Below are 20696 nucleotides of genomic sequence, written 5' to 3' on the forward strand. Positions count from 1 at the left end.
ACTCCGGGGAGACCTCCGGACCCGACGCACTGGAGCCGCCGTGACGATCGCCGCCCCGACCGGCAGCAGCCGTGATCTGCCGCACCCGCCGCGCGCGGAGATCCGGCTGGAGGCCGTGCTGCACGCGCTCTCCGACCCGCTGCGCCTCCAGGTCGTGCGGGAGCTCGCCGCCGACGGCGACGAGCTGTCCTGTTCGCACTTCGACCTGCCCGTCACCAAGTCCACGACCACGCACCACTTCCGGGTGCTGCGCGAGGCCGGGGTGATCCGGCAGATCTACCGGGGCACCGCCAAGATGAACGGGCTGCGCCGGGACGACCTAGACGGCCTCTTCCCGGGACTTCTCGACAGCGTCCTCGCCGCCGCCGCGCGCCAGGCCGTCCGCCTCGGGAGCCGCTGAACCGCCCTGCGCGGGAATCCCGGTACCTTCCGCACCGGCGCCCTCCGCGCCGGCTGCCTCTGCGGTCCCCGCCTCCGAACCGCCCTTGCCCGCAAGGTGGTTGAAGAGCAGGTTCAGTACGATCGCCGTGAGGCAGCCCGCGCTGATACCGCTGTTCATCACCGTCTGGAACCAGTCGGGGAACTTCTCGTACACCGTCGGAACGCCGACCGGCAGCATGCCCACGGCCACCGAGACGGCCACGACCGTCAGGTTGTCGTTGCCCTTGAAGTCCACCTGGGCCAGGGTCCGCAGCCCGCTCGCGGCGACCGTGCCGAACATGACCAGGCCCGCGCCGCCGAGCACCGGAGCCGGTATCGCCGCGACCACCGCGCCCAGCTTGGGCAGCAGTCCGAGCAGGACGAGGATGCCACCCGCGGCGGCCACGACCCAGCGGCTGCGGACCCGTGTCATGCCGACCAGGCCGACGTTCTGCGCGTACGCCGTGTACGGGAAGGTGTTGAACACGCCGCCCAGGACGGTGGACAGACCATCCGCGCGCAGGCCGTCGGCCAGCGTCCGGGGCTCGATCCGCCGGTCGGTCATCTCGCCCACCGCGATGAAGTCGCCGGTCGTCTCGGTCATCGTCACCAGTGCCACGACCAGCATCGACGCGATCGCCGACGCCTCGAAGGTGGGGGCGCCGAAGTGGAACGGCGTGCTGATGCCGAGCCAGTGCGCGTCCCCGACCCCGCCGAAGTCCGTGAAGCCGAACGGGACCGCGACCGCGAGGCCCACGACGATGCCGATCAGTACGGCGATCCGGCTCAGGAACGCCGGCGCGAACCGCTGCACGCCGAGGACCACCGCGAGTACGAAGGCGGCGAGAGCCAGGTTCTTCGGCTCGCCGAAGTCGGGTGAACCCGCGCCGCCCGCCGCCCAGTTGCCGGCCACCGGCAGCAGCGAGAGGCCGATGATCAGGATCACCGTGCCCGTGACGAGCGGCGGGAAGAACCGCAGCAGCTTCCCGAAGACCGGTGCGAGCAGCATGATCGCGAGACCGGCGACGATCACCGAGCCGTAGATCGCGGGCAGTCCGCCGCCGCCCGTCCCGATCAGCACCATCGGAGACACGGCCGCGAAGGTGCAGCCCTGCATGATCGGCAGCCGTACCCCGAACCGCCAGAAGCCGACGCACTGGATGAGCGTCGCGATGCCGCACACCAGCAGGTCCGCGGTGATCAGGTACGCCATGTCCGCGGGCGACAGCTTCATCGCGCTGCCGACGATCAGGGGGACGGCGACGGCGCCCGCGTACATCGCGAGGACGTGCTGGAGGCCGAACGCGGCCAGTTTGTGGACGGGCGGGACCTCGTCCACGGGGTGCACTTGCCGTGCGGGAGCGGGAGCGGGGGTGGGTACGGGGGCAGGGGTTGCCATGGGCACTCCAGGAGCGGCGGGGGAGTGGGGACTGCACGTGACCGTACGGGCGTTAAACAGTTTGTTGATTTCCGGGGTGTTGCCGCCTGGTGTCCTGCCCGGAGGGGTTCGTGGATATCCGCGGGCCGGTGGGGGCCGGTCGCGCAGTTCCCCCGCGCCCCTGAAGCCCTTGAAGGGGCTGCTGCTCGCGCGGTTCCGCGGCCCTGACGGGGTGGCCGCTACAGGGGGTCTTTGGCCTCGGCCGCCGTCATCAGGGCCTGCCAGTCGGGGAGTTTGACCACGCCCCGGCCCAGGGAGGCGCCCAGGGCCGCCTCCGCCCGTTCGATCGCCTGCCAGCCGGACCATTCGACCGGGCGCAGACCCTCCGCGCGCAGCGCGGCCAGCGGGTCGCGCGGGACCTCGCGGTGCACGAGGGCGGGGGCGTCCTCCAGCAGTGACGTCACCGTCTCCTTCGCGCAGGGGCGGTTCGTGCCGATGACGCCCGTCGGGCCGCGCTTGATCCAGCCCGCCACGTACTCGCCGGGCGCGACCGAGCCCGCCCGCAGGACGCGGCCCGCGAGGTGCGGGACGGTACCGCGGTCCGCGTCGAACGGCAGCCCCTCCAGCGGCACCCCGCGGTAGCCGACCGAGCGCAGGACCAACTGGGCCTCGACGTCCTCGTACCGCCCCGTCCCCGTCACGCCGCCGAGGCCGTCCGGGAGGGTCCGTTCGAAGCGGACCGCGCCCACGTGCCCGATGCCGTCGGGGAGCAGTTCGACCGGTCGCAGGAAGAAGCGGAGCCGGATCCGCCGGGAACCGGCGGCCGGCGGACGCTCGGTCCACCCGCGCAGCACCTCCACGTTGCGGCGCTGCGCGGCGGGCAGCGCGGACGGATCCAGGTACGCCGGATCGAGCGCCAGCTCCGCCGGATCCACGACCACCTCGGTGTCCGGCAGGCCGCCCAGCTCACGCAGTTCCTTGGTGGTGAAGCGGGCCTGCGAGGGACCGCGCCGCCCCACCATCTGGATCTCCCGCACCTGGCTCCCGGCCAGTGCGGCGAGGGCCGCCTGCGGCATGTCGGTCGCACTCAGTTCCGCGGCGCCGCGCGCCAGGATCCGGGTCACGTCCACCGCCACGTTCCCCACGCCGATGACGACCGCGGCCCGCGCGCCGACCACGAAGCCGTCGGACTCGACATCCGGATGCGCGCTGTACCAGGACACGAAGTCGGTCGCCGACCAGCTGCCCGGCAACTCCTCGCCCGGCACCCCGAGACGCCGGTCGGTGGCGGCGCCCACGCAGTACACGACCGCGTGGTAGAGGTCGCGCAGCCGGGTGGCGGGCAGACCGTCCGGGCCGATCCGGATCCCGCCGAGGAACCGCACCCGCTCGTGCTCCAGGACCGTACGCAGCGTGCCCTGCAACGACTTGATCTTCTCGTGGTCGGGCGCCACCCCGTAGCGCACCAGGCCGTACGGGCACGGCAGCCGGTCCAGCACGTCCACCCGGATCCCGGGCACCTGGTCCTGCTGGACGAGACCCTGTGCGGCGTACACCCCACTCGGCCCCGAGCCGACGACGGCGACCTGCAGCACGGCACAACCCCTTCCCCGAGGAGAACGAGGAGCTCGCTGGTCTTCCAGCATCGCACCGCACCGCGCGCCGGGGGAGGGGCGGGAACCGGCCGGGACCGGTCGCTGCGCCGACAGTGTGCCGCGCGGACCTCCCGTGCGTGCCTGTCCGCAATGAATGTGATCATGAGGTTACGTTGCGTATGTGCTGGAAACATCCTTTCTTAATCTTTCTGATCGTGATGAGCCGGACGGGGCGGTGTCCGTGCGGCGCGCCTGGGAAGTGCGGGAGAACGACACCGCCACGACGTGGTGCGACGTCCGGCTGAGCTTCGCCGACGGCGCCGGTGTCGACCTGCTCGCGGCGGTGTGCGAGGGCTGCGTCTGCATCGAGGACGTACGCGCCCGGCCCGCTCTCTCCCTCGACGACATGGCGGTCCTCGCCGACTGGATCGAGGGGCCGCTCCTCGAGGCGTGCGGGGGCGCGGCCGTGGAGGCGGGCGCCGCGGGCGGTGACGGGAGCCCGGACAAGCGGCACGCGCGCCCTGCGCTGCCGCGCGGTGTCGAGAGCCGTCGCCTGGTCGCCGGGGAGTATCTGGCGGCCCAGCGGGCGGGGCGGGATCCGGTGCTCGCGGTGATGTCCGCGACGGGGTACAGCCGGCGGCGGTCGCTTCGGCTGATCGCGGGGGCGCGGGACGCGGGGCTCTTGGCGCCGCGCCACGTTCGGCGTTGACGTCAGCTGTCGAGTTGGCCCGCCGCCCGCCGCCCGCCACGTGGCTCTCGGGTGCGGGTTCGTCGTGGCCCGCCGCGCAGTTCCCCGCGCCCCTGAGGGGCGTCCTTGAAGGGGCGCGTCACATCTCTCGCATGCGGCTGATCTCGCTTGTCTGCTGGGCGATCACGTCGTCGGCCATCTCGCCTATCTGGATGTTGTTGCCCTGGGAGAGGACGTCCGTGGCCATGGTGATCGCCCCGTTGTGATGGGTGATCATCAGCTTCAGGAAGAGCTCGTCGAACGCCTTGCCCTTCGCCGCGCGCAGCGTCTTCAGCTGCGCCTCGGTCGCCATGCCCGGCATCACGTCGTGGTGGTGCCCGGTGCCCTTGCCGCTCTTCTTGTCGCCGCCGTGGTTCTTGAGCCAGGCCTCCATCGTCTCGACCTCCGGGCCCTGGGAGGCGGCGATCCGCTCGGCGAGCCGTTTCACCGGCGTCGACGAGGCCTGCTTCGGGGCGAGTTCGGTCATCTCGATGGCCTGGGTGTGATGCTCGATCATCATCCGGGCGTAGTCGAAGTCCGCGGAGTTGGGGGTGTCGTCGTCGGAGCGCTGTTTCGCGGCGTCCGAGGCGGACAGCGTCTCGGCGGCTTCACCCGGTTTGCCCGGTGCGATCACCGAAGGGCCGGTCTCGGGCGCGGCCTTGGTGTCGTCGTCGGAGCCCGTGCAGCCGCCGAGCGCGAGGACGGCGGCCGTCACGGACGCCGTGATCAGACGGCGGGACGTACGGCGAGCTAGCACAGTGACCTCCTGCGGCACATGAATCGGCAGACACCTCGTGAGTGTTGATGACCGTCCTAGCACGCTTCCGCGCGCCAATGATCAAAAACATTCATTACGAATGCGTTGCCACCTGTTGATCTGTGCATGCTGAAGACGATACTGCGGAGGTACCTGAACCGTTCGACTGCGAACGGCTACTAGGGAGGACGCAGTGACCCTGTTGAACAATCACCGAACGCGGCGCAGACGCCTGGGAGTTGCCGCCACCGCGGCCGGCCTGCTGGCCGCCCTGCTCACGGCAGGTCCCGCGGTCGCGACCCCCGACCCCGGGGACGCTCCGGTGACTTCGGAGAAGGTCTCCAAGAGCGAGGCGGCCGAGGCCCGAGCGGCGATAGCGAGCGGCGAGATACCCGGGCAGGACGAGATCGTCCACTCGGACAACATCCAGCACCTCGCGAACATCCCCAAGGACGCGTTGCCCGGCACCAACTCGGACCTCGCCTTCCAGGGCAAGTACGCGTTCGCCGGCAACTACGACGGCTTCCGCATCTTCGACATCAGCAACCCGAAGGCCCCGAAGACGGTCTCCCAGGTGCTCTGCCCGGGCTCGCAGAACGACATCACCGTCTCCGGCGACCTGCTCTTCCTGTCCACGGACTCCTCGCGCAGCGACAACTCCTGCAGCAGCACCACGCAGCCCGCGACCGAGAAGTCCTCCTGGGAGGGCATGAAGGTCTTCGACATCAGCGACAAGAAGAACCCGAAGTACGTCGCCGCCGTCGAGACCGCCTGCGGCTCCCACACCCACACGCTGGTGCCGGAGCGCAAGAACGTCTACATCTACGTGTCCTCGTACTCGCCGAGCGCCACGTTCCCCGACTGCCAGCCGCCGCACGACGGCATCTCGATCATCAAGGTGCCGCGCAAGGCGCCCGAGAAGGCAGCGGTCGTCAACTTCCCCGTCCTGTTCCCCGGTGAGGGCGCGGACGGCGGCGGCAACCCGGGTGGCCCGACCAACCCGGGCGTCTCCAAGACCACCGGCTGCCACGACATCACCGTGCTGCCCTCCAAGGACCTCGCCGCGGGCGCCTGCATGGGTGACGGCATCCTGTTCTCCATCAAGGACCCGGAGAACCCGAAGATCATCGACCAGGTCCAGGACAACGTGAACTTCGCGTTCTGGCACTCGGCGAGCTTCAACCAGAAGGCCGACAAGGTCGTCTTCACGGACGAGCTGGGCGGCGGCGGCGCGGCCACCTGCAACGAGGCCGTGGGCCCGAACCGCGGCGCGGACGGCATCTACGACATCGTCGGCAAGGGTGACAAGCGCAAGCTCGTCTTCAAGAGCTACTTCAAGATCCCGCGCCACCAGGCCGACACCGAGAACTGCGTGGCCCACAACGGCTCGCTGATCCCGGTCAAGGGCAAGGACATCATGGTCCAGGCCTGGTACCAGGGCGGTATCTCCGTCTGGGACTTCACGAACTCCTCGAAGCCCAAGGAGATCGCCTTCTTCGAGCGCGGTCCGCTGAGCACCACGACCATGGTCACCGGCGGCTCCTGGTCCGCGTACTACTACAACGGCTACATCTACTCGAACGACATCGCCAAGGGCTTCGACGTTCTGAAGATCAATGACCGTCGTACGGATCCGGCGAAGAAGAACCGGCTGAACGAGCTGAACGTCCAGACGCAGCCGGACTACTTCGACTGACCGGCCGCGTCCGTCTCCTGGTTCGCCACGCCACCGTGACCGCGGCCTTCGTCGAGCTCGCGGCTCCCGGGAGCGAAGAACCGTGAGAGGTCCTCGTGGTACGTCCCGCCGGGCGCTTCGGCGCCCGGCGGGGCACCCCGCTCCCACTCCAGCCCGTAACGCCGGAACAGCTCGGCCCGCAGCACCGGTACCGGCATCGGGACCCCGGGCACCAGGGCCGCGTACACCGCGCCCATCAGCAGCGCCCGCAGCATCGGGTAGTCGGCGGCGGTGTCCGGTGAGCCGTAGCGGGACATGGTGTCGCTCAGCAGTTCCGCCAGCCGGCGCTGCTCCGGACACTGCTTGAACCCCTCGCCCTGGAGGATGCCCGCCATGTGCTGGCGCATCAGCACCGGGTGGTCCCGGGCCAGGCCCAGAATCGCGTCGATGGCCCGCGCCATCCGCTCCTGACCGTCCTCGGTGCGCGGCTCGCGCTCCAGCGCCTCCTCCAGCGTGCGGTGCATCAGCCGGTGCACCGCGGACTGGACGAGCAGACGCTTGCCGGGGAAGTAGTACGAGACGAGGCCCCGGGCGGAGCCCGCGCGGTCCGCGATGTCGCCCAGCGTCGTGGCGTCGTACCCCCGCTCGCCGACGAGCTCCAGCGCCGCCTGCAGAAGCCTCTCGCGGGAACGCCGACGCAACTCTTCATTGACCGATGCGCTGCGAGGGGACATCCTATGTACTCCTGCGTTGACTGGCTGCCAGCCAACTATACTCAGCGCGTCCGGGCCGGTCCCCTCGGGGATCACTTCCGGGCTGCCGTCCGTCCGGGGCGACGCGGGGGATCGTCCCGGGCGGTCGGCAAGGAACCGGCGCGCCCTTCCTGCGGGGCTCCTCGGAGCTGAGGGACGGCCCGGGATCTGGCGCGGGTCGGGCGGGGATCAGGCGGGAATCAGGTCCAGTACCGGGCGGAGTCCGTTCGGCCGGTCGCTCACCGGGAGATGGTCGACGAAGTGGACCCGGCACCCCAGGGTCGCCGCTCCGCCGTCCGCCTGCCGGTCGTCCCCGACCATCAGGGTCTCGCGCGGATCGGCCCCGAGCGCGTCGCAGGCGGTCGCGAAGAGCCGGGCGTCCGGCTTCTGGACACCGTGCTCGTACGACAGGACGTAGGCCCCCACGTACGCGTCGAGGCCGTGCTCGCGGAACACGGGCCGCAGATCCCAGCCGATGTTGCTCACCACCCCGATCGCGACCCCGCGGTCGCGAAGCGTGTGCAGCACGTCGATCGCGTCGGCGTACGGACGCCAGGCCACCGGGTCCATGTGCCGGTCGTACAGCGCGTCGTACAGCTCCGGAGCGGGCAGCGCCACCTGACGGCACGCTCCGGTGTACGCGGCCCGGTGCGCCTCGGCGCTCTCGTCGCGGATGCCCCACAGCGAGGCCAGTTCCGGCGGCACGGGGCCCCTGTGCGGAGCCCCGCCGGGCAGCGCGCCCGCCGCCTCCAGTTCCTTCACCGTCCGGAGCAGCTCCTGCTCCGGCAGGGATGTCCCGGCCTCGGCCAGTACGGCCCGCAGCCAGGTCTCGGTGGATTCGATACGGAAGAGGGTCCCGGAGAAGTCGAACAACACGGCAGCCATGCGGGGGAAGTTACCCACACCGCGGTCCGGGTATGTCCTCCCGATCTCCTGCGCCCCTGGTCAGAGAGGTGCCGTCCATGCCGTAGGGTGGAGGCATCGACGCGGGGTGGAGCAGCTCGGTAGCTCGCTGGGCTCATAACCCAGAGGTCGCAGGTTCAAATCCTGTCCCCGCTACTCGTTTCCGAGGGCCCGTACAGCTGATGCTGTACGGGCCCTCGGGCGTCGAGCCGGGACGTCTGGCGCCCGCGCACGCTCAGGGCCTGCGGCCCCGGAACATGCGGCGCAGGTCGCCCATCCAGGCGTCGGGGTTCTCCCACGGGATGAAGTGACCGCCGTGGTCGTGTCATTGCTCGGTCGGGTCGCAAGAGCGGTCCGTCACGCCGCCGCCGCGTCCCTACTCCGCGGGCGGCAGCGGGCCGAGGACCGGGTTGGTCAGGTGCTGGTAGATGATCGAGGTGCGGAAGGCGATGATCTCGCGGCGGTTGGTGAACTGGTCCAGGAGGAAGGCGTGCAGGTGGTCGATGTCCTGGGCCGTGACATGCACGAGGAAGTCGTCGCTCCCGGCCATCGTGTACACGGAGACGACTTCCGGCAGCCGGGTCACCGACTGCTCGAACGCGGTGACCACGTCCCGGCGCAGCGGGCGTACCTGGGTGAACACCATGGCCTGGACCGAGCGGTTGAGGGCCTTGAAGGAGACCTCGGCCCGGTAGCCCTGGATGATGCCGCGCCGCTGCAGGAGCCTCGTGCGTTCCAGACAGGTCGAGGGGGCGATGCCGAGCTTCCCGGCGAGGGCGCGGTTGGACTGCCGACCGTCGGCCTGCAGTTCGCGCACGATCGCCGAATCAAGTTCGTCCACGGCTTCCTCCCCTGTCCGCCCGCCGAATTTGATTCGGCGCAACTCCCGGTGGTCCGCGCATCAGCCTAGCTTCGGCGCCATGAGTCAAGCATTCGCACATGAAGAGGTCGTCGTCCGCCGCGGACAGCGCTCCGGCCTGTCGCTGATCGTCGCCATCCACTCCCGCGTGCTGGGGCCGGCGGCCGGCGGCTGCAGGATGCGCCGCTACGACACCTGGCAGGACGGACTGACCGACGCGCTGCGCCTGTCGGAGGCGATGACGTACAAGTCGGCGGTGGCCGGACTGGACTTCGGGGGCGGCAAGAGCGTGATCGCCCTGGACAGGGACACCGAACTCACCCCGGAGCTGCGGGAGTCCGCACTGGAGGACCTGGGCGAACTGGTCGCCTCCTTCGACGGTTCCTACCGCACCGGTCCCGACATCGGCACCGGCCCCGCGGACATGGTGGTCCTGCGCCGCTTCTCGCCGTACGCGTACTGCGCGCCCGAGGAGCACGGCGGCACCGGGGACTCCGGCGGCCCCACCGCCACCGGTGTCCTGGCCGCTCTGCGGGCCGGCGCCCGGCATGTCTTCGGCGACGCCTCCTGCGCCGGCAGGACGGTGGTCGTCAGCGGGTTCGGCTCGGTCGGCAGCCGGGTCGCCGCCGGTCTGGCCGCGGAGGGGGCGCACGTCGTGGTGTCGGACGTGGACCCCTCCCGCAAGGAGGCCGCGCTGGCGAGCGGGTACGGGTGGGTGGAGCCCGGCCGGGCCCTGTCGGCCCCGGCCGACATTCTCGTGCCGGCCGCCGTGGGCGGGGTGTTCGACGCGGCGAGTGTTGCCCGGCTCACCGCGCCGCTGGTCGTCGGCCCGGCCAACAACCAGCTCGCCGAGGAGTCGGTCGCCGATGCCCTCGCGGAGCGCGGCATCGTCTGGGTGCCGGACTACGTGGCCGGCGCCGGAGGTGTCGCCTACACGCTCAGCCGCGAGTCGGAGGGCTACGGGCACGAGGCCGCCCTGGAGCGGGTGGCGGGCATCGGGGACACCGTCGGCCACATCCTCGGCCTCGCGCGCACGAGTGGCGTCACCCCGGTGCGGGCCGCCCGGCGGATCGCCGAGCGACGCCTCACCTCGGCCGGCTCCGCGGCGGCGGTGGCCACTTGAGCGGCAGCGGCGACCGCCACCCGGCCCCTCAGCCGATCGTGACGACCCGCGCCCAGGAAGGCGGAGCGTCCGGTACGTAGTCGGGGTCCTCCTCGTCCGCGGCGCGGGCCGGACGGGGGAAGAGACCGACGACCGTACGGCAGGGCGGTGGCGCGGACGGCCAGGGGGTCTGGCCGTCCGTGAGGGCGACGATCACGTCGGGGCGCGGCCGGGCACGCAGGGCCCGGGCGAACCCGGAGCGCAGATCCGTGCCCCCGCCGCCGACCAGCTCGATGTTCTCCGCGCGGCAGAGCGGCACGGCGACGCCGGCCGCCGCGTCGCAGGAGATCACCGAGACCAGGTCGCGCCGCCCGCCCACGGCCCGTGAGATCGCCGCCACCTCCAGCAGCGCGCTGCCCAGTTCGGCGTCGCTCACGGACCCGGAGGTGTCGATGACGACGCAGACACCGGGCGGCGTACGGCGCAGACTCGGCAGCACCACCCCGGGGACACCGGCCGAGCGCCGGGACGGGCGCCGGTAGCTGTGGTTCTCGCCCGCGCCCGGCGCACCCGCCGCCGACCGCACCGCCGCGCCCAGCAACTGCCGCCACGGCTGCGGCGGTTGGAACGCCTCGTCCGCCCACCGGCGCCATCCTTCCGGCGCCTCGCCCGGCCGGCCCTTGATGCCCTCCGCGACCCGGAAGCGGACCGCGTCCTGCTGCTGCCGGCTCAGCGCGTGTGCTCCGTCGGGCCCCAGTTCCCACGGCCGGTGCTGCCCGTCGGCGCCGCTGCCGCAGTCCAGCCAGGCCAGGTCCGAGGAGACCCCCAGCATCGACGACCTCGCCAGGTACTCCTCCATCAGCAGCCCCTCCGGCAGCCCCAGCAGTGACGGAAGCACCGCTCCGGTGGGCCGGGGCAGACCGTCACCGTAGATGTCGTCGTTGATCTCGAAGTCCGCGGCGATGTTCCGGCGCAGCCTCCCCCAGCCTTCGGCTGGGGGGACCCCCATCTCGCTTCGCTCGCCCGGTCCGAACTCCTCCTGCCGCCGCGCGTACCGCTCGCCCCGGCCGTGGTGGTCCCGGAGCAGATGGGAGACCTCGTGCACCCACACACCCGCCAGTTCCTCCACCGGCAGGCGCGCCACGAACGCGGGGGACACATAGCAGCGCCAGTGCGCGTCCACCGCCATCGTCGGCACCGACCGGTCCTCCACCACATGCAGGGCGAAGAGCGCACCGGCGAGGTAGGGGCGTACCTTCACCGCGTGCAGCCGGGCGGCCAGCAACTTCTCCATGTCCAGGGGGAGTCCGGCCCGGTCGGCCGGCCCGCTGACGCGGCCGGGAGCCCTGGGCGGGGCGGCCCGCACAGGTCGCGGCGGCGCGGGCCGGGGCAGCGGACGCGGCCGGGCGGGCGACCGTGGGTGCGGCGCCGGGGGCTTCGAGGTCCTCGGGACCCTTGGGGTGTCCGTCATCGGCAGGTCCCCGCCGCCGCGCGCTCGGCCGCCGCGGCCGCCGCCGCGACCCGCTCCACCGACCGGTCCGCCCGCCGGACGAGACCCACCACTCCGGCCAGCCGGTCCATGGTCCCTGGCACCTCCCAGTCGTCGCGCCGCAGCGCGGCCAGGGCCGTCGCCGGGGCGACCAGCAGGTCTGCGGTGCCGGTCTCCAACGCCCGTACCAGTACGGCCCAGCCCGCCTCCCAGCGTGCCCGTTCCGGCCGTGCTCCGACGGCGGCCACGACCGCCTCCAGCGCGGCCTGCCGCAGGTCACCCCGCTCCGGCAGCTCGGCGGCGGCCGGGTCGGCGAGCAGGGTCTCCGGGTCCGGCAGGTCCATCCGGTCCAGATGGGCGAGGAGTTCGAGTCCGGGCCCGTCGCCGACCGCACCCCGTACGAGCAGGGCCAGCACCTCGCGGGAGACCGAGGCGGCCGTACCGAAGGCCAGCAGGGTCAGCGCGGCGTCCCAGCTCCGGGGGGAGGGCCACGCACCGCCGCGCCGTGTCTCGGTGCTCGGCAGCCGGTGGATCAGCGTCGGCCGGGCGGTCAGGAAGCCGCAGACCACGCGCCGGGCGAACGCCACCGCCTCCGGCAGCGACTCCGGCGCCAACCGGGGCAGTTCGGCACGCGGCCAGACACCGCCCAGTCCGCGCACCACCACCTCCTGGTCGTGCACCCAGTACAGATGCACGAACCGGTTGGCCAGCGGCGGGCTCAGCTCCCAACCGTCCGCCGCCGACGCGCGCGGATTGGCGGCGGCCACGATCCGTACGCCCGGCGGCAGTTGCAGCGCGCCGACCCGCCGCTCCAGGACGACCCGGAGCAGGGCGGCCTGCACGGCCGGGGTGGCGGTGGACAGTTCGTCCAGGAAGAGGAGCCCGCGGCCGGCCCGTACGAGTTCCACGGCCCACTGCGGCGGTGCCATCGGCACGCCCTGCACCGCGGGGTCCTCGCCCACGATGGGCAGCCCGGAGAAGTCGGACGGTTCATGGACGCTGGCGATGACGGTCGTCAGCGGCAGGTCGAGAGAGGCGGCGAGCTGGGTCAGCGCCGCGGTCTTGCCGATCCCCGGCTCACCCCAGAGCAGCACGGGCAGGTCCGCCGCCACGGCCAGCATGAGCGCTTCGAGCTGTTCGTCGGGGCGCGGCTCGGTGGTGGTCGTCCGCAGGAGGGCCAGCAGGCCGTCGGCGACGGCGAGATGGGTGTCCGCGTCCGCTCCGGATCCACGAGCGGGTACGGGTACGGGGCTGCCGTCGGCCGGGACGGGGGTGGGCAGGAGGGTGCTGAGCGTCATGGGCATCACCTGGAGGGGGTCTGGAGAAAGGAAAGGGGCTTCGGCGAGGACGTCGCCGGTCACGAGGCCAGGCCGGCGCGGGGCCGGGACCGGCCGGTCAGCTTGCTGCGCATCGGAAGCGGGACGGAACGGTCGAGCCGGGGGCGGTGGCCGGCCTTGGCCCGTACCGTCCCCGAGCCGTCCTCGTCCCCCGCCGTACCGGCGGCGGGGTGCACGGCGACCAGTCCCGAGCGGAAGAGCCCGTGGTCGACATGGCGGGCCGCGGCCTGCTCCAGCTCCTCGCGGAGCGGCCCGTCCCGCAGGACCGCGTCAGGGCCGAGCAGGCCTTCGACAACGGCCAGTGCCCCGGTGACATCACCGTGGCGGAGCCGTTCCCGGACCGCGGGCAGTGCCTCGGGATCCCGGTGCACCGTGTCGATCGCCCGCAGACAGGGCAGCGCGGGCCCGCCGAGCGCCACGAGCAGTTCCTCGCGCCGCAGTTGGGCGGGGTCGTGGTCGACCGCGGTCAGCACTCCGTCCCGCAGCGCGATCCGGTGGGTCTCGCCACGGCACTCCACGCGATGCGGATCGCCGGGCTCGGGAACGGGGCCGCGGACCGGCGCCGATCCGTGTCCCGAAAGGGCCGCGGCGACGAGCGGATGCAGCCGCCCGGGCGGAAGGAGCCCCGTCCGCAGCAGTTCCAGGTCCGGCAGGACCCGGGCCGCCACCTCCGGCAGCACCGGAAGGGCCGCGACCTCCTGCGGCGGCAGCGCCCCCTCGCGCAGGGAACGGACCGTCGGTACATGGCTGTCGTCGGGGGCGACGAGTTCGAGTACGGCGCGCCTGCCCGCCCCGAGCCGCACGGTGAAGGCTCCACGGGGCAGCCCTTCCGCCCGGAACAGCGACTGGGCCTCGGCGGCCCAACTCCGCTTCGCCCAGGGCGAGGTGTCCGCTGCCCCGCAGCGCGCCGCCAGTTCACCGCTGCGCCCGGCGTCCCAGAGATGCCGGTGCAGATCGAGCCGGAAACGCCGTTCGGGATGGGGATGGGGGTGGTGCGCGGGGAGGCCGTTCGCCGACCCCTCCCACAGCGCCAGGGACATGCGCTGCCCGCCGTCCGCCCAGGCCGGCGGTGTCCGCACCACGAGATGCAGGGGCGCGCCGCCGGAAGGTCCGTAACGGGCCAGCGAGAGCGTGAGGCCTGGCCGGAGCCGCCCGTCCGGGGCGATCCGGGGCATGTGCCAGCGGAGCAGATCCGGCGCCAGTCGGCGCAGGTCGTCCCGGAGCCGGGTGACTACATGGGTGCCGTGGCGACGGCGCACGGCGCGCAGATCGAGATCGACGTATACACGAGCGGCGGCGCAAGCCCCCGCCCAGTCGCCGACCGCACGCCGTGCGGTGGCGTTCTCGATCATGGACGGTGGCACGGCGTACTCACGTACGCGCCGCCACATCAGCAGGTGGGAAGGAATCCCATTCGCGAAGTGAGGTGCCATCAGCACTCACCTTGCGCGAATGATTCCCCCAATCCGGAAAAGGAGAAGGTGTTCATCGCCCGCATGGTAACCACACCGGCGACGAACTGTCTGCTGTCTTTTTCTGACCTGTTCGATCACAGGGTGCCGGATCCCGGACGGGGGCTGCCGACCGCGACGCGGTCGGCAGCCCCCGTCCGGGTCATGGGCGTCGCGCGTGGGCGAAGCCCCGTCGGTGCCAGAGCAGGCCGCCCGAGTGCGCGGGCTCGCCGCCCACAGCGGTCACCCGTCCCACGAGGATCGTGTGGTCGCCTCCTTCCAGGACGTCGTGGCGGACACAGCGCAGGGTGAGAGAGGCGTCCCTGATGACGGGGGCCCGGTGGGAATCCGCGGCCAGGGGTATGCCGTCGAAGCGGTGCTCGGCCGGCCGCATGAAGCGTTTGACGAGGTGTTCCTCGCCCGGGCCGAGCAGGTGCACGGCGAAGTCCTCGGCGCCGGTCAGCGTGTCGTGCGTACGGGAGGTGCGGTCGAGGCAGACGAGGAACAGCGGCGGGGCCAGCGACAGCGAGCTGACGGCACTGGCCGTCAGGCCGCGCGGCCTGCCCAGGTCGTCGTAGCAGGTGACCAGGGTGACGGGGGCGGCCAGGGCGGACATCGCGGCGCGGAAGGCCTCCGCGAGATCCTGAGCCGGCGATACGGGCTGAGACGCGCCGGGCTGCGACGTGCTGGGCGCAGACGTGCCGGGCGGTGACTGGGATTCGAGCAGGGTCGACGTCATCGGGCCACCTCCAGAGGCCGGGCCGAGCCCTGCAGCCAGCGGCCCTCGGGGCGGCCGGAGAAGCCGTCCCGGATGTCCCACACGACCTGGCCGCCCTTCACCGTGGTGGTGAAGCGTCCGGTGAAGGTCCAGCCCTCGTACGCGGACCAGCCGCACAGCGCCTGGACGTCGTGCGCGGAGAACTGCCAGCGGTCGGACGGGTTCAGCAGGGTCAGGTCCGCGTCCGCGCCCGCTTCGAGGCGGCCCTTGCCGGGCAGGTCGAAGAGCCGGGCGGGTCCCTCGCCCATGAGCCGGGCCAGATGCGAGGCTGCCTCGTCCGGGGCGATGTCCCGGGTCCGCAGACCGGTCCAGACGGCCGTGGCCAGCTCCTGGACGCCGGGCAGACCGGGCGGCGCGTCGGCCGGCGGACGGTTCTTCTCCTCCACGGTGTGCGGGGCGTGGTCACTGCCCAGGGTGACGACTTCGCCGCGCAGCACGGCCTGCCACAGCCGTTTCTGGTCACGGCACTCGCGGATGGCGGGGGAGAGCCGGGTCCGTGGACCGCGCCGGGTGGTGTCGTCGTGGGTGAACGAGAGGTGATGCCCCGTCACCTCGTAGGTGAGCGGCAGCCCTTCGGCCGCCGCGGCGGACAGCAGGTCGGCCTCCTCGGCCGACGACACATGGAGGATGTGCGTCTTCGTGCCGAACTCCCGCACCAACCGGACGACATTGGCGACGGCGACGATCCCACCGGACCGCGGCCGGTGCGGCTCGTACCCGGCGTACGAGTCCGGGGCGCCCGCACTCGCGTCGAGCAGGTCGAAGACGTGCTGGTCCTCCGCGTGCAGGACGAGCCGGACACCACCGCGGGCGGCGGCGGCGAAGGCCCGCCGCAGCTGCTCGCCGTCGCGGAACACGACCGGGGCCGTGTGATGGCCGGCCATGAACACCTTCGCCGAGCTGGCGATCCGCGGGTCCAGTTCGGCCAGCAGCTCCGGGTGGTCGGGGTCGGCGCCCATGTGGAAGCGGTAGTCGATCCACGAAGTGCCCTGGATCACCGCGGCCTTGGCGAGCATGCTGGACTCGTCCAGCGACGGCGGACGGGTGTTGGGCATGTCCAGCACGGTCGTCACCCCGCCGACGAGGGCGGCCCGGCTGCCGTGTTCCCAGTCCTCCTTGTACTCCAGTCCCGGTGTGCGGAAGTGCACGTGGGAGTCGATCAGGCCCGGCAGGACGTAACGGCCGGCGGCGTCGAGACGCGGGCCCGGCGGCAGCGGCTCGCCCGGCGCGAGGAGGGCCGCTATGTGCCCGTCCCGGACGACCACCGTGCCGTCGCGGACACCGTCCGGGGTGACGAGCCGGCCCCCTTCGACGACCAGCTCGGCGGGCAGGTCGGCCGACGAGACGGTACGGAGGTCGGCGGACAAGAGGGCGGGAAGGTCGGCGGATTCGGGATTCAACTGTTCCACGGCAGACTCACCAGTTCCTTGCAGAGGTCGTTGGTCGGTCCCATCAGGGCGACGGCACGTGCGTCGCGTCCGTAGCGGTTGATCTCGTTCGAGGCGACATAGCCGGCCGAGCCGAGCATCCGCTCGACGGCGTTGATGACACGCTCGGCGGCCGAGGAGGCGACGAGCTTGGAGTGGAGCGTGGCGATCCCCGGGTCGTCGGCGGTCCGCCGGCCGGCCCGCTCGACGATCGCGCGGGCGGCCTCGACCTCGCCCGCGATCTCCACCAGCCGGTGCCGGACGGCCTGTTGGGCCAGCAGACCCCGCCGCTCGGCATGCCGGTGGGCGAGATCGAGGGCCGCCTCGGCCAGGCCGACGGACACGGCACCGAGCGTGGCACCGCTGTCCCGGACCCCGGCGATGATCGAGGCGGCGGCGCCGATCGGGCCGAGCCGCGCGGTGTCGGGTACGTGGCAGTCGCGCACGGAGACGAAACCGGTCGCCGAACCGCGCATGCCGGTCAGCCGCAGCGAGGTGTCGGGTTCCAGACCGGGCGCGTCCGCCGGTACGAGGAAGAAGGTCTGGCCGGCGGAGCCGTAGCCGGTGTCCGGGGCGGCGTCCGGCGCGGGCTCCTCGGTCTGGGCGAGCACCAGGTAGATGTCGGCCAGACCGGCGCTGGTCGTGAAGGACTTGGCGCCGTCCAGGACCCAGCCTCCGTCGGGGGTGCGGCGGGCGACGGTGGACAGGTGCTTCTTGTTCGCGCCCGCACCCGTCTCGCTCCAGGCGGAGGCGGCGAGCCAGTCACCGCGGGCGAGTTGGGGCAGCAGCCGGCGCCGCAGGGCGGGACTGCCGTGTTCGAGGATGCGCCTGCTGACCGCGTAGTGCTGGAACAGCATGATCGAGGCGGAGGCGTTGACCTGCGCGACCTGCGCGACCGCCGAGTTGAGGCCGTGCGCGTCGGCGCCGGTGCCGCCGTACTCGTACGGCAGGGCGAGCCCGAGCAGTCCGCTCTCGCGCAGCAGGGCCAGCGCCGGCCGGTCGGGTTCGCCGCTCACGTCGGCGTCGCGGGCGGCGGCGGCGAGACGCTCACGTATCGCCGGGGTCAGCCCGGTGGACGGGCCGGCGGGCAGCCCGGTGGCCGGCGCGGGGAGCGGCACGTCGGTCAGCGCCGGGGCTTCGGGCACGGTCAGGCTGTCAGCGGAAGCCATGACAACTCCTCGGAGGTGGGGGCGGGCAGGAAGAGGCCGCGGTAGTCGACCTGCTTCTCCGCGACGGAGATCCAGGCGAGCCGGCGGTCGCCGGGGCCGCCCGCGATACGGGCCGAGGCGCGGACCGTGGCACCCGGTGTGCGCAGGGAGAGCATGTCGTTGTCCGGCTGCTCCGAGACACCGGACAGCAGGTAGGGGATCGTGCCCTCCACGGCGGCGCCCGCGGCGAGGCAGGTGGCGCCGGTCAGTGCCACCGTCGGGTGCCAGGACGGTACGGAGATGGCGCGGACCGCGAGGGCGCCCGGACCGTCGGGGAGCAGTGCCGCCACCTTGGGGAAGGCACCGGTGGTGTCCCAGCCCTGGGCCCGGCAGACCGCGAGACGCAGCCTCTTCATCCGGTCGAACAGGACGAGGTCGTCGGCGAAGAGGTCCTCGACCGTGTGGGCGCCGAGCTCGGCGGCGTGCACGAAGAGGTACGGATTGCCCATGGAGACCAGCGAGACGGGGACCGTACGCCCCTCGAAGGGGATGCCGGTGACGGGCTCACCGGTGATCAGCAGCTCGTTCACCGGCCGTGGCGGCGAGCAGAGGAAGTGGGCGGTGAAACGGGTGCCGCCGTCGTCGGTCTCCTCCGCCTCGCACACCACGTTGTCCCCGTTGTTGAGGACGTTGACCCGGACCCGGCAGCCCGCCACGAGGGGCTGGATCATGCCGGTACGGGCCGCCGCCTCGACCGCCGCCAGGATGGAGTGGCCGCAGGAGCCGCGCAGGTCGAAGCTGTCGAGACGGTCCGGCATCGACTGGACGAAGCGGTAGTCCAGGTCGAACAGGGGATGCCGGGAGGGCTGGACGAGGGCGTTCTTCAGGACGTCGGAGGCTCCCTGGTCGGCGAGGGCCGTCCGTAACTCGGTGAGCCGGGCCAGGAGTTCGGGTTCCGAGTCGGGCAGGGTGCGCGCGTCCATGACGGCCGTCGGGCACGGGGTGCCGTGCGCTCGGGCGAGGCTGACAGTCACGCCGCCTCCTGGAGAACGCGTACCGGAGTGTGGAGGGTGATCGGGGTGCCGGCCGTGGCGAAGAACTCCTGGCGCCACAGCTGGTGCGACATCAGGGACCACAGGGCCAGGGAGACGGTGTCGCTGGGGCGGGTGGCCTGCTCGTCGAAGAGGGCGTCGACCCGCTCGGGGCGGATCCGGCCGTCGGCGCGCAGGGTGTGCGGGGACAGGACGTCACGGGCGAGGGTCCACAGCCGCTGGCCGGGTGTGAGCATCGCGGTGACGGGGAGCGTGAAGGGCTGCTTGGGCCGTTCCAGCACACTGCGCGGGATCAGCCCCTGCGCGGCCTGGTACAGGGCCCGCTTCACCCCGAGGCCAGGTACGAGCCGCTGCTCGTCGGTGAGGGTGGAGGCGAAGCGCACGACGGACGGCTGGGTGAACGGCAGCCGCACCTCGACCGAGCTGGCCATCGACAGATGGTCGACGCGCCGCAGGTGGTAGGCGGGCAGCCGGTAGCGCTGCTCGACCGCGCCGATGCGCTGCAGCCGGGTGCCGGGGCTGCTGTGCAGGATCCGCCGGATGCCGGACGGCAGGGCGGGGCCCACGGCGTTCACCGCGAAGGCGTACTCGTCGGTGTACAGGCTCTGGCGCAGCGCCCGCGGGACGGCGGCGAGGTGGTCGAGGTAGCCGTCGATCCAGCTCGAACCGTGGTGCGCCGCGACCGCCTGGGTCATCCGGGAGTAGCCGCTGAACAGTTCGTCGGCCGCGTCGCCGGTGAGGGCGACCTTGAAGCCGGCGTCACGGACCGCGCGGAAGAGGGAGAACGTGGACAGGGTGATGGGGTCGGCGTTGGGCTGCCCCAGGTGGCGTACGACGTCGGTCATGAGGTCGGGGAAGGTGGCGGGATCGACCTCGACCTGGTGGTGGGTGGTGCCGGCGGCGCGGGCCACCTCGGCGGCGTAGGCGCGTTCGTCGCTGGGCCAGGTGCCGGTGTAGGCGATGTTGAAGGTGTGCAGGCTGCCGGTGCCGCCGCCGTCACGCAACGCCCGGGCCGCGAGCGCGGTGACGAGGCTGGAGTCGAGGCCGCCGGAGGTGACGGCCGCGACGGGCGCGTCCGCGATCAGGAGGCGGGACACCTCCTCGGACAGCAGGGCGCGCAGCTGGTCGCCCGCCTCCTCCAGGGTGCGGTCCTTGTCGGGGCGCAGGCCCTGCTCGTGGGCCATCGGACGCTGCTTGATCCGCAGTCCGTCCCGGTGGGTGAGGACGACGGTGGCGGCCGGCGGGAACACCTGCACCCCGCGGAACATGGTCCGGTTGCCGAACGGCGTCTTGGAGGTCAGGTAGGCGTCGAGACCCGCCTCGTCCTCCTCGGCCCTCACCCCGGCGAAGCCCAGCAGCGCGGGCAGTTCGGAGGCGAAGTGGAAGCGGCCCGCGGCACGGTCCCAGTGGTAGTAGAGCGGCTTCATGCCCGAGTCGTCGGTGGCCAGCACCATGCGGGGGGTCTCCCGCAGGTCCATGACCGCCACCGAGTACATACCGTCCAGGTGCTCGGCGAACCGGTCCCCGTAGGTGATGTACAGCGCGGGCAGGATCGAGCCGTCGCACAGGTCGTCGAAGTGGAAGCCGAGGCCGGCCAGGCGCGAACGCAGCTCGTGGTGGTTGTAGATCTCACCGTTGAAGACCACGGTGACGCGACCGAGGTGGTAGGGCTGGGCGCCCCCCTCCGGGTCCATGATCGACAGACGGTTGTTGCCGAGGGCCCAGTCGGGCCGGTGCGCGACCCCCTGGGCGTCGGGGCCGCCGTGGTGCATCAGATCGGCGACGCGGCGCAGTTCGGCCTCGTCGGACTGGACGTTGAAGGTTCCGTATATGCGGCACACGCTGC

At 72.2% G+C, this 20696-nt stretch carries 18 protein-coding genes and 1 tRNA gene; 5 read left to right on the plus strand and 14 right to left on the minus strand.

What is annotated here, in order from left to right; translation table 11 throughout:
• Positions 1 to 40 precede the first annotated feature (40 nt).
• Complete coding sequence (locus IE278_RS19025; protein ID WP_373312029.1) at positions 41 to 400, plus strand: ArsR/SmtB family transcription factor; 360 nt, start codon at positions 41 to 43, stop codon at positions 398 to 400.
• Here IE278_RS19025 and IE278_RS19030 read toward each other — a convergent pair.
• Positions 320 to 1819, minus strand: coding sequence for a nucleobase:cation symporter-2 family protein (locus IE278_RS19030; RefSeq protein ID WP_189773839.1), 1500 nt, complete (start codon positions 1817 to 1819; stop codon positions 320 to 322). The genes IE278_RS19025 and IE278_RS19030 overlap by 81 nt on opposite strands.
• Before the next feature lie 218 nt (positions 1820 to 2037).
• The gene (locus IE278_RS19035; RefSeq protein ID WP_189773841.1) at positions 2038 to 3393 is read right to left on the minus strand and encodes an FAD-dependent oxidoreductase; all 1356 of its coding nucleotides are present in this window, start codon (positions 3391 to 3393) and stop codon (positions 2038 to 2040) included.
• A 235-nt stretch (positions 3394 to 3628) separates the two neighbouring features.
• Between IE278_RS19035 and IE278_RS19040 the strand changes: the two genes are divergently transcribed.
• Positions 3629 to 4102, plus strand: a complete 474-nt coding sequence (locus IE278_RS19040) for a DUF6214 family protein (protein WP_189773843.1) — start codon at positions 3629 to 3631, stop codon at positions 4100 to 4102.
• A 118-nt stretch (positions 4103 to 4220) separates the two neighbouring features.
• On the opposite strand, the gene IE278_RS19045 is transcribed toward IE278_RS19040, so the two are convergent.
• Positions 4221 to 4877, minus strand: a complete 657-nt coding sequence (locus IE278_RS19045) for a DUF305 domain-containing protein (RefSeq protein ID WP_189773845.1) — start codon at positions 4875 to 4877, stop codon at positions 4221 to 4223.
• Between the two features lie 193 nt (positions 4878 to 5070).
• Here IE278_RS19045 and IE278_RS19050 point away from each other — a divergent pair, with 193 nt between their 5' ends.
• On the plus strand, positions 5071 to 6573 hold the full coding sequence (locus tag IE278_RS19050; protein WP_189773847.1) for an LVIVD repeat-containing protein: 1503 nt from the start codon (positions 5071 to 5073) through the stop codon (positions 6571 to 6573).
• On the opposite strand, the gene IE278_RS19055 is transcribed toward IE278_RS19050, so the two are convergent.
• Complete coding sequence (locus tag IE278_RS19055) at positions 6561 to 7286, minus strand: TetR/AcrR family transcriptional regulator (RefSeq protein WP_189773849.1); 726 nt, start codon at positions 7284 to 7286, stop codon at positions 6561 to 6563. The genes IE278_RS19050 and IE278_RS19055 overlap by 13 nt on opposite strands.
• Positions 7287 to 7493: 207 nt before the next feature.
• On the minus strand, positions 7494 to 8189 hold the full coding sequence (locus tag IE278_RS19060; RefSeq protein ID WP_189773851.1) for an HAD family hydrolase: 696 nt from the start codon (positions 8187 to 8189) through the stop codon (positions 7494 to 7496).
• Positions 8190 to 8289: 100 nt separating this feature from the next.
• On the opposite strand from IE278_RS19060, the gene IE278_RS19065 reads away from it, so the two are divergent.
• A tRNA-Met gene (locus IE278_RS19065) sits at positions 8290 to 8363 on the plus strand.
• Between the two features lie 220 nt (positions 8364 to 8583).
• Here the strand turns inward: IE278_RS19065 and IE278_RS19070 are convergent.
• Positions 8584 to 9048: an Lrp/AsnC family transcriptional regulator gene (locus tag IE278_RS19070; protein WP_189773853.1), complete on the minus strand. Its 465-nt coding sequence runs from the start codon at positions 9046 to 9048 to the stop codon at positions 8584 to 8586.
• 79 nt (positions 9049 to 9127) lie between these two features.
• Here IE278_RS19070 and IE278_RS19075 point away from each other — a divergent pair, with 79 nt between their 5' ends.
• Positions 9128 to 10189 (plus strand): Glu/Leu/Phe/Val dehydrogenase dimerization domain-containing protein, encoded by a 1062-nt coding sequence (locus IE278_RS19075; RefSeq protein WP_189773855.1) that lies wholly within the window; start codon positions 9128 to 9130, stop codon positions 10187 to 10189.
• 28 nt (positions 10190 to 10217) lie between these two features.
• On the opposite strand, the gene IE278_RS19080 is transcribed toward IE278_RS19075, so the two are convergent.
• The 8 genes from IE278_RS19080 to asnB all read right to left on the minus strand — a co-directional run bounded on the left by IE278_RS19080 (position 10218) and on the right by asnB (position 20691).
• Complete coding sequence (locus tag IE278_RS19080) at positions 10218 to 11462, minus strand: vWA domain-containing protein (RefSeq protein WP_189773857.1); 1245 nt, start codon at positions 11460 to 11462, stop codon at positions 10218 to 10220.
• Between the two features lie 173 nt (positions 11463 to 11635).
• Positions 11636 to 12955, minus strand: a complete 1320-nt coding sequence (locus IE278_RS19085; RefSeq protein WP_246570394.1) for an AAA family ATPase — start codon at positions 12953 to 12955, stop codon at positions 11636 to 11638.
• 59 nt (positions 12956 to 13014) lie between these two features.
• A complete protein-coding gene (locus IE278_RS19090; RefSeq protein ID WP_189773858.1) occupies positions 13015 to 14427 on the minus strand; it encodes a hypothetical protein in 1413 nt (470 codons plus the stop codon).
• 181 nt (positions 14428 to 14608) lie between these two features.
• Positions 14609 to 15184, minus strand: a complete 576-nt coding sequence (locus tag IE278_RS19095; RefSeq protein WP_189773860.1) for a flavin reductase family protein — start codon at positions 15182 to 15184, stop codon at positions 14609 to 14611.
• Positions 15181 to 16590, minus strand: coding sequence for a dihydroorotase (locus IE278_RS19100; protein ID WP_189774125.1), 1410 nt, complete (start codon positions 16588 to 16590; stop codon positions 15181 to 15183). The genes IE278_RS19095 and IE278_RS19100 overlap by 4 nt, the downstream gene beginning before the upstream one ends.
• Before the next feature lie 29 nt (positions 16591 to 16619).
• Positions 16620 to 17819: an acyl-CoA dehydrogenase family protein gene (locus IE278_RS19105; RefSeq protein ID WP_189773862.1), complete on the minus strand. Its 1200-nt coding sequence runs from the start codon at positions 17817 to 17819 to the stop codon at positions 16620 to 16622.
• Positions 17798 to 18832, minus strand: a complete 1035-nt coding sequence (locus IE278_RS19110) for a PrpF domain-containing protein (RefSeq protein WP_246570395.1) — start codon at positions 18830 to 18832, stop codon at positions 17798 to 17800. Before IE278_RS19110 ends, IE278_RS19105 begins: the two co-directional genes overlap by 22 nt.
• Entirely contained in the window at positions 18829 to 20691 is a 1863-nt protein-coding gene (gene asnB, locus IE278_RS19115; protein ID WP_189773863.1) for an asparagine synthase (glutamine-hydrolyzing), read from the minus strand. Before asnB ends, IE278_RS19110 begins: the two co-directional genes overlap by 4 nt.
• Between the last annotated feature and the right edge of the window lie 5 nt (positions 20692 to 20696).

Origin of the sequence: Streptomyces tauricus (assembly GCF_014650955.1) — a bacterium.
In the GTDB taxonomy this organism is placed as follows: Bacteria; Actinomycetota; Actinomycetes; order Streptomycetales; family Streptomycetaceae; genus Streptomyces; species Streptomyces tauricus.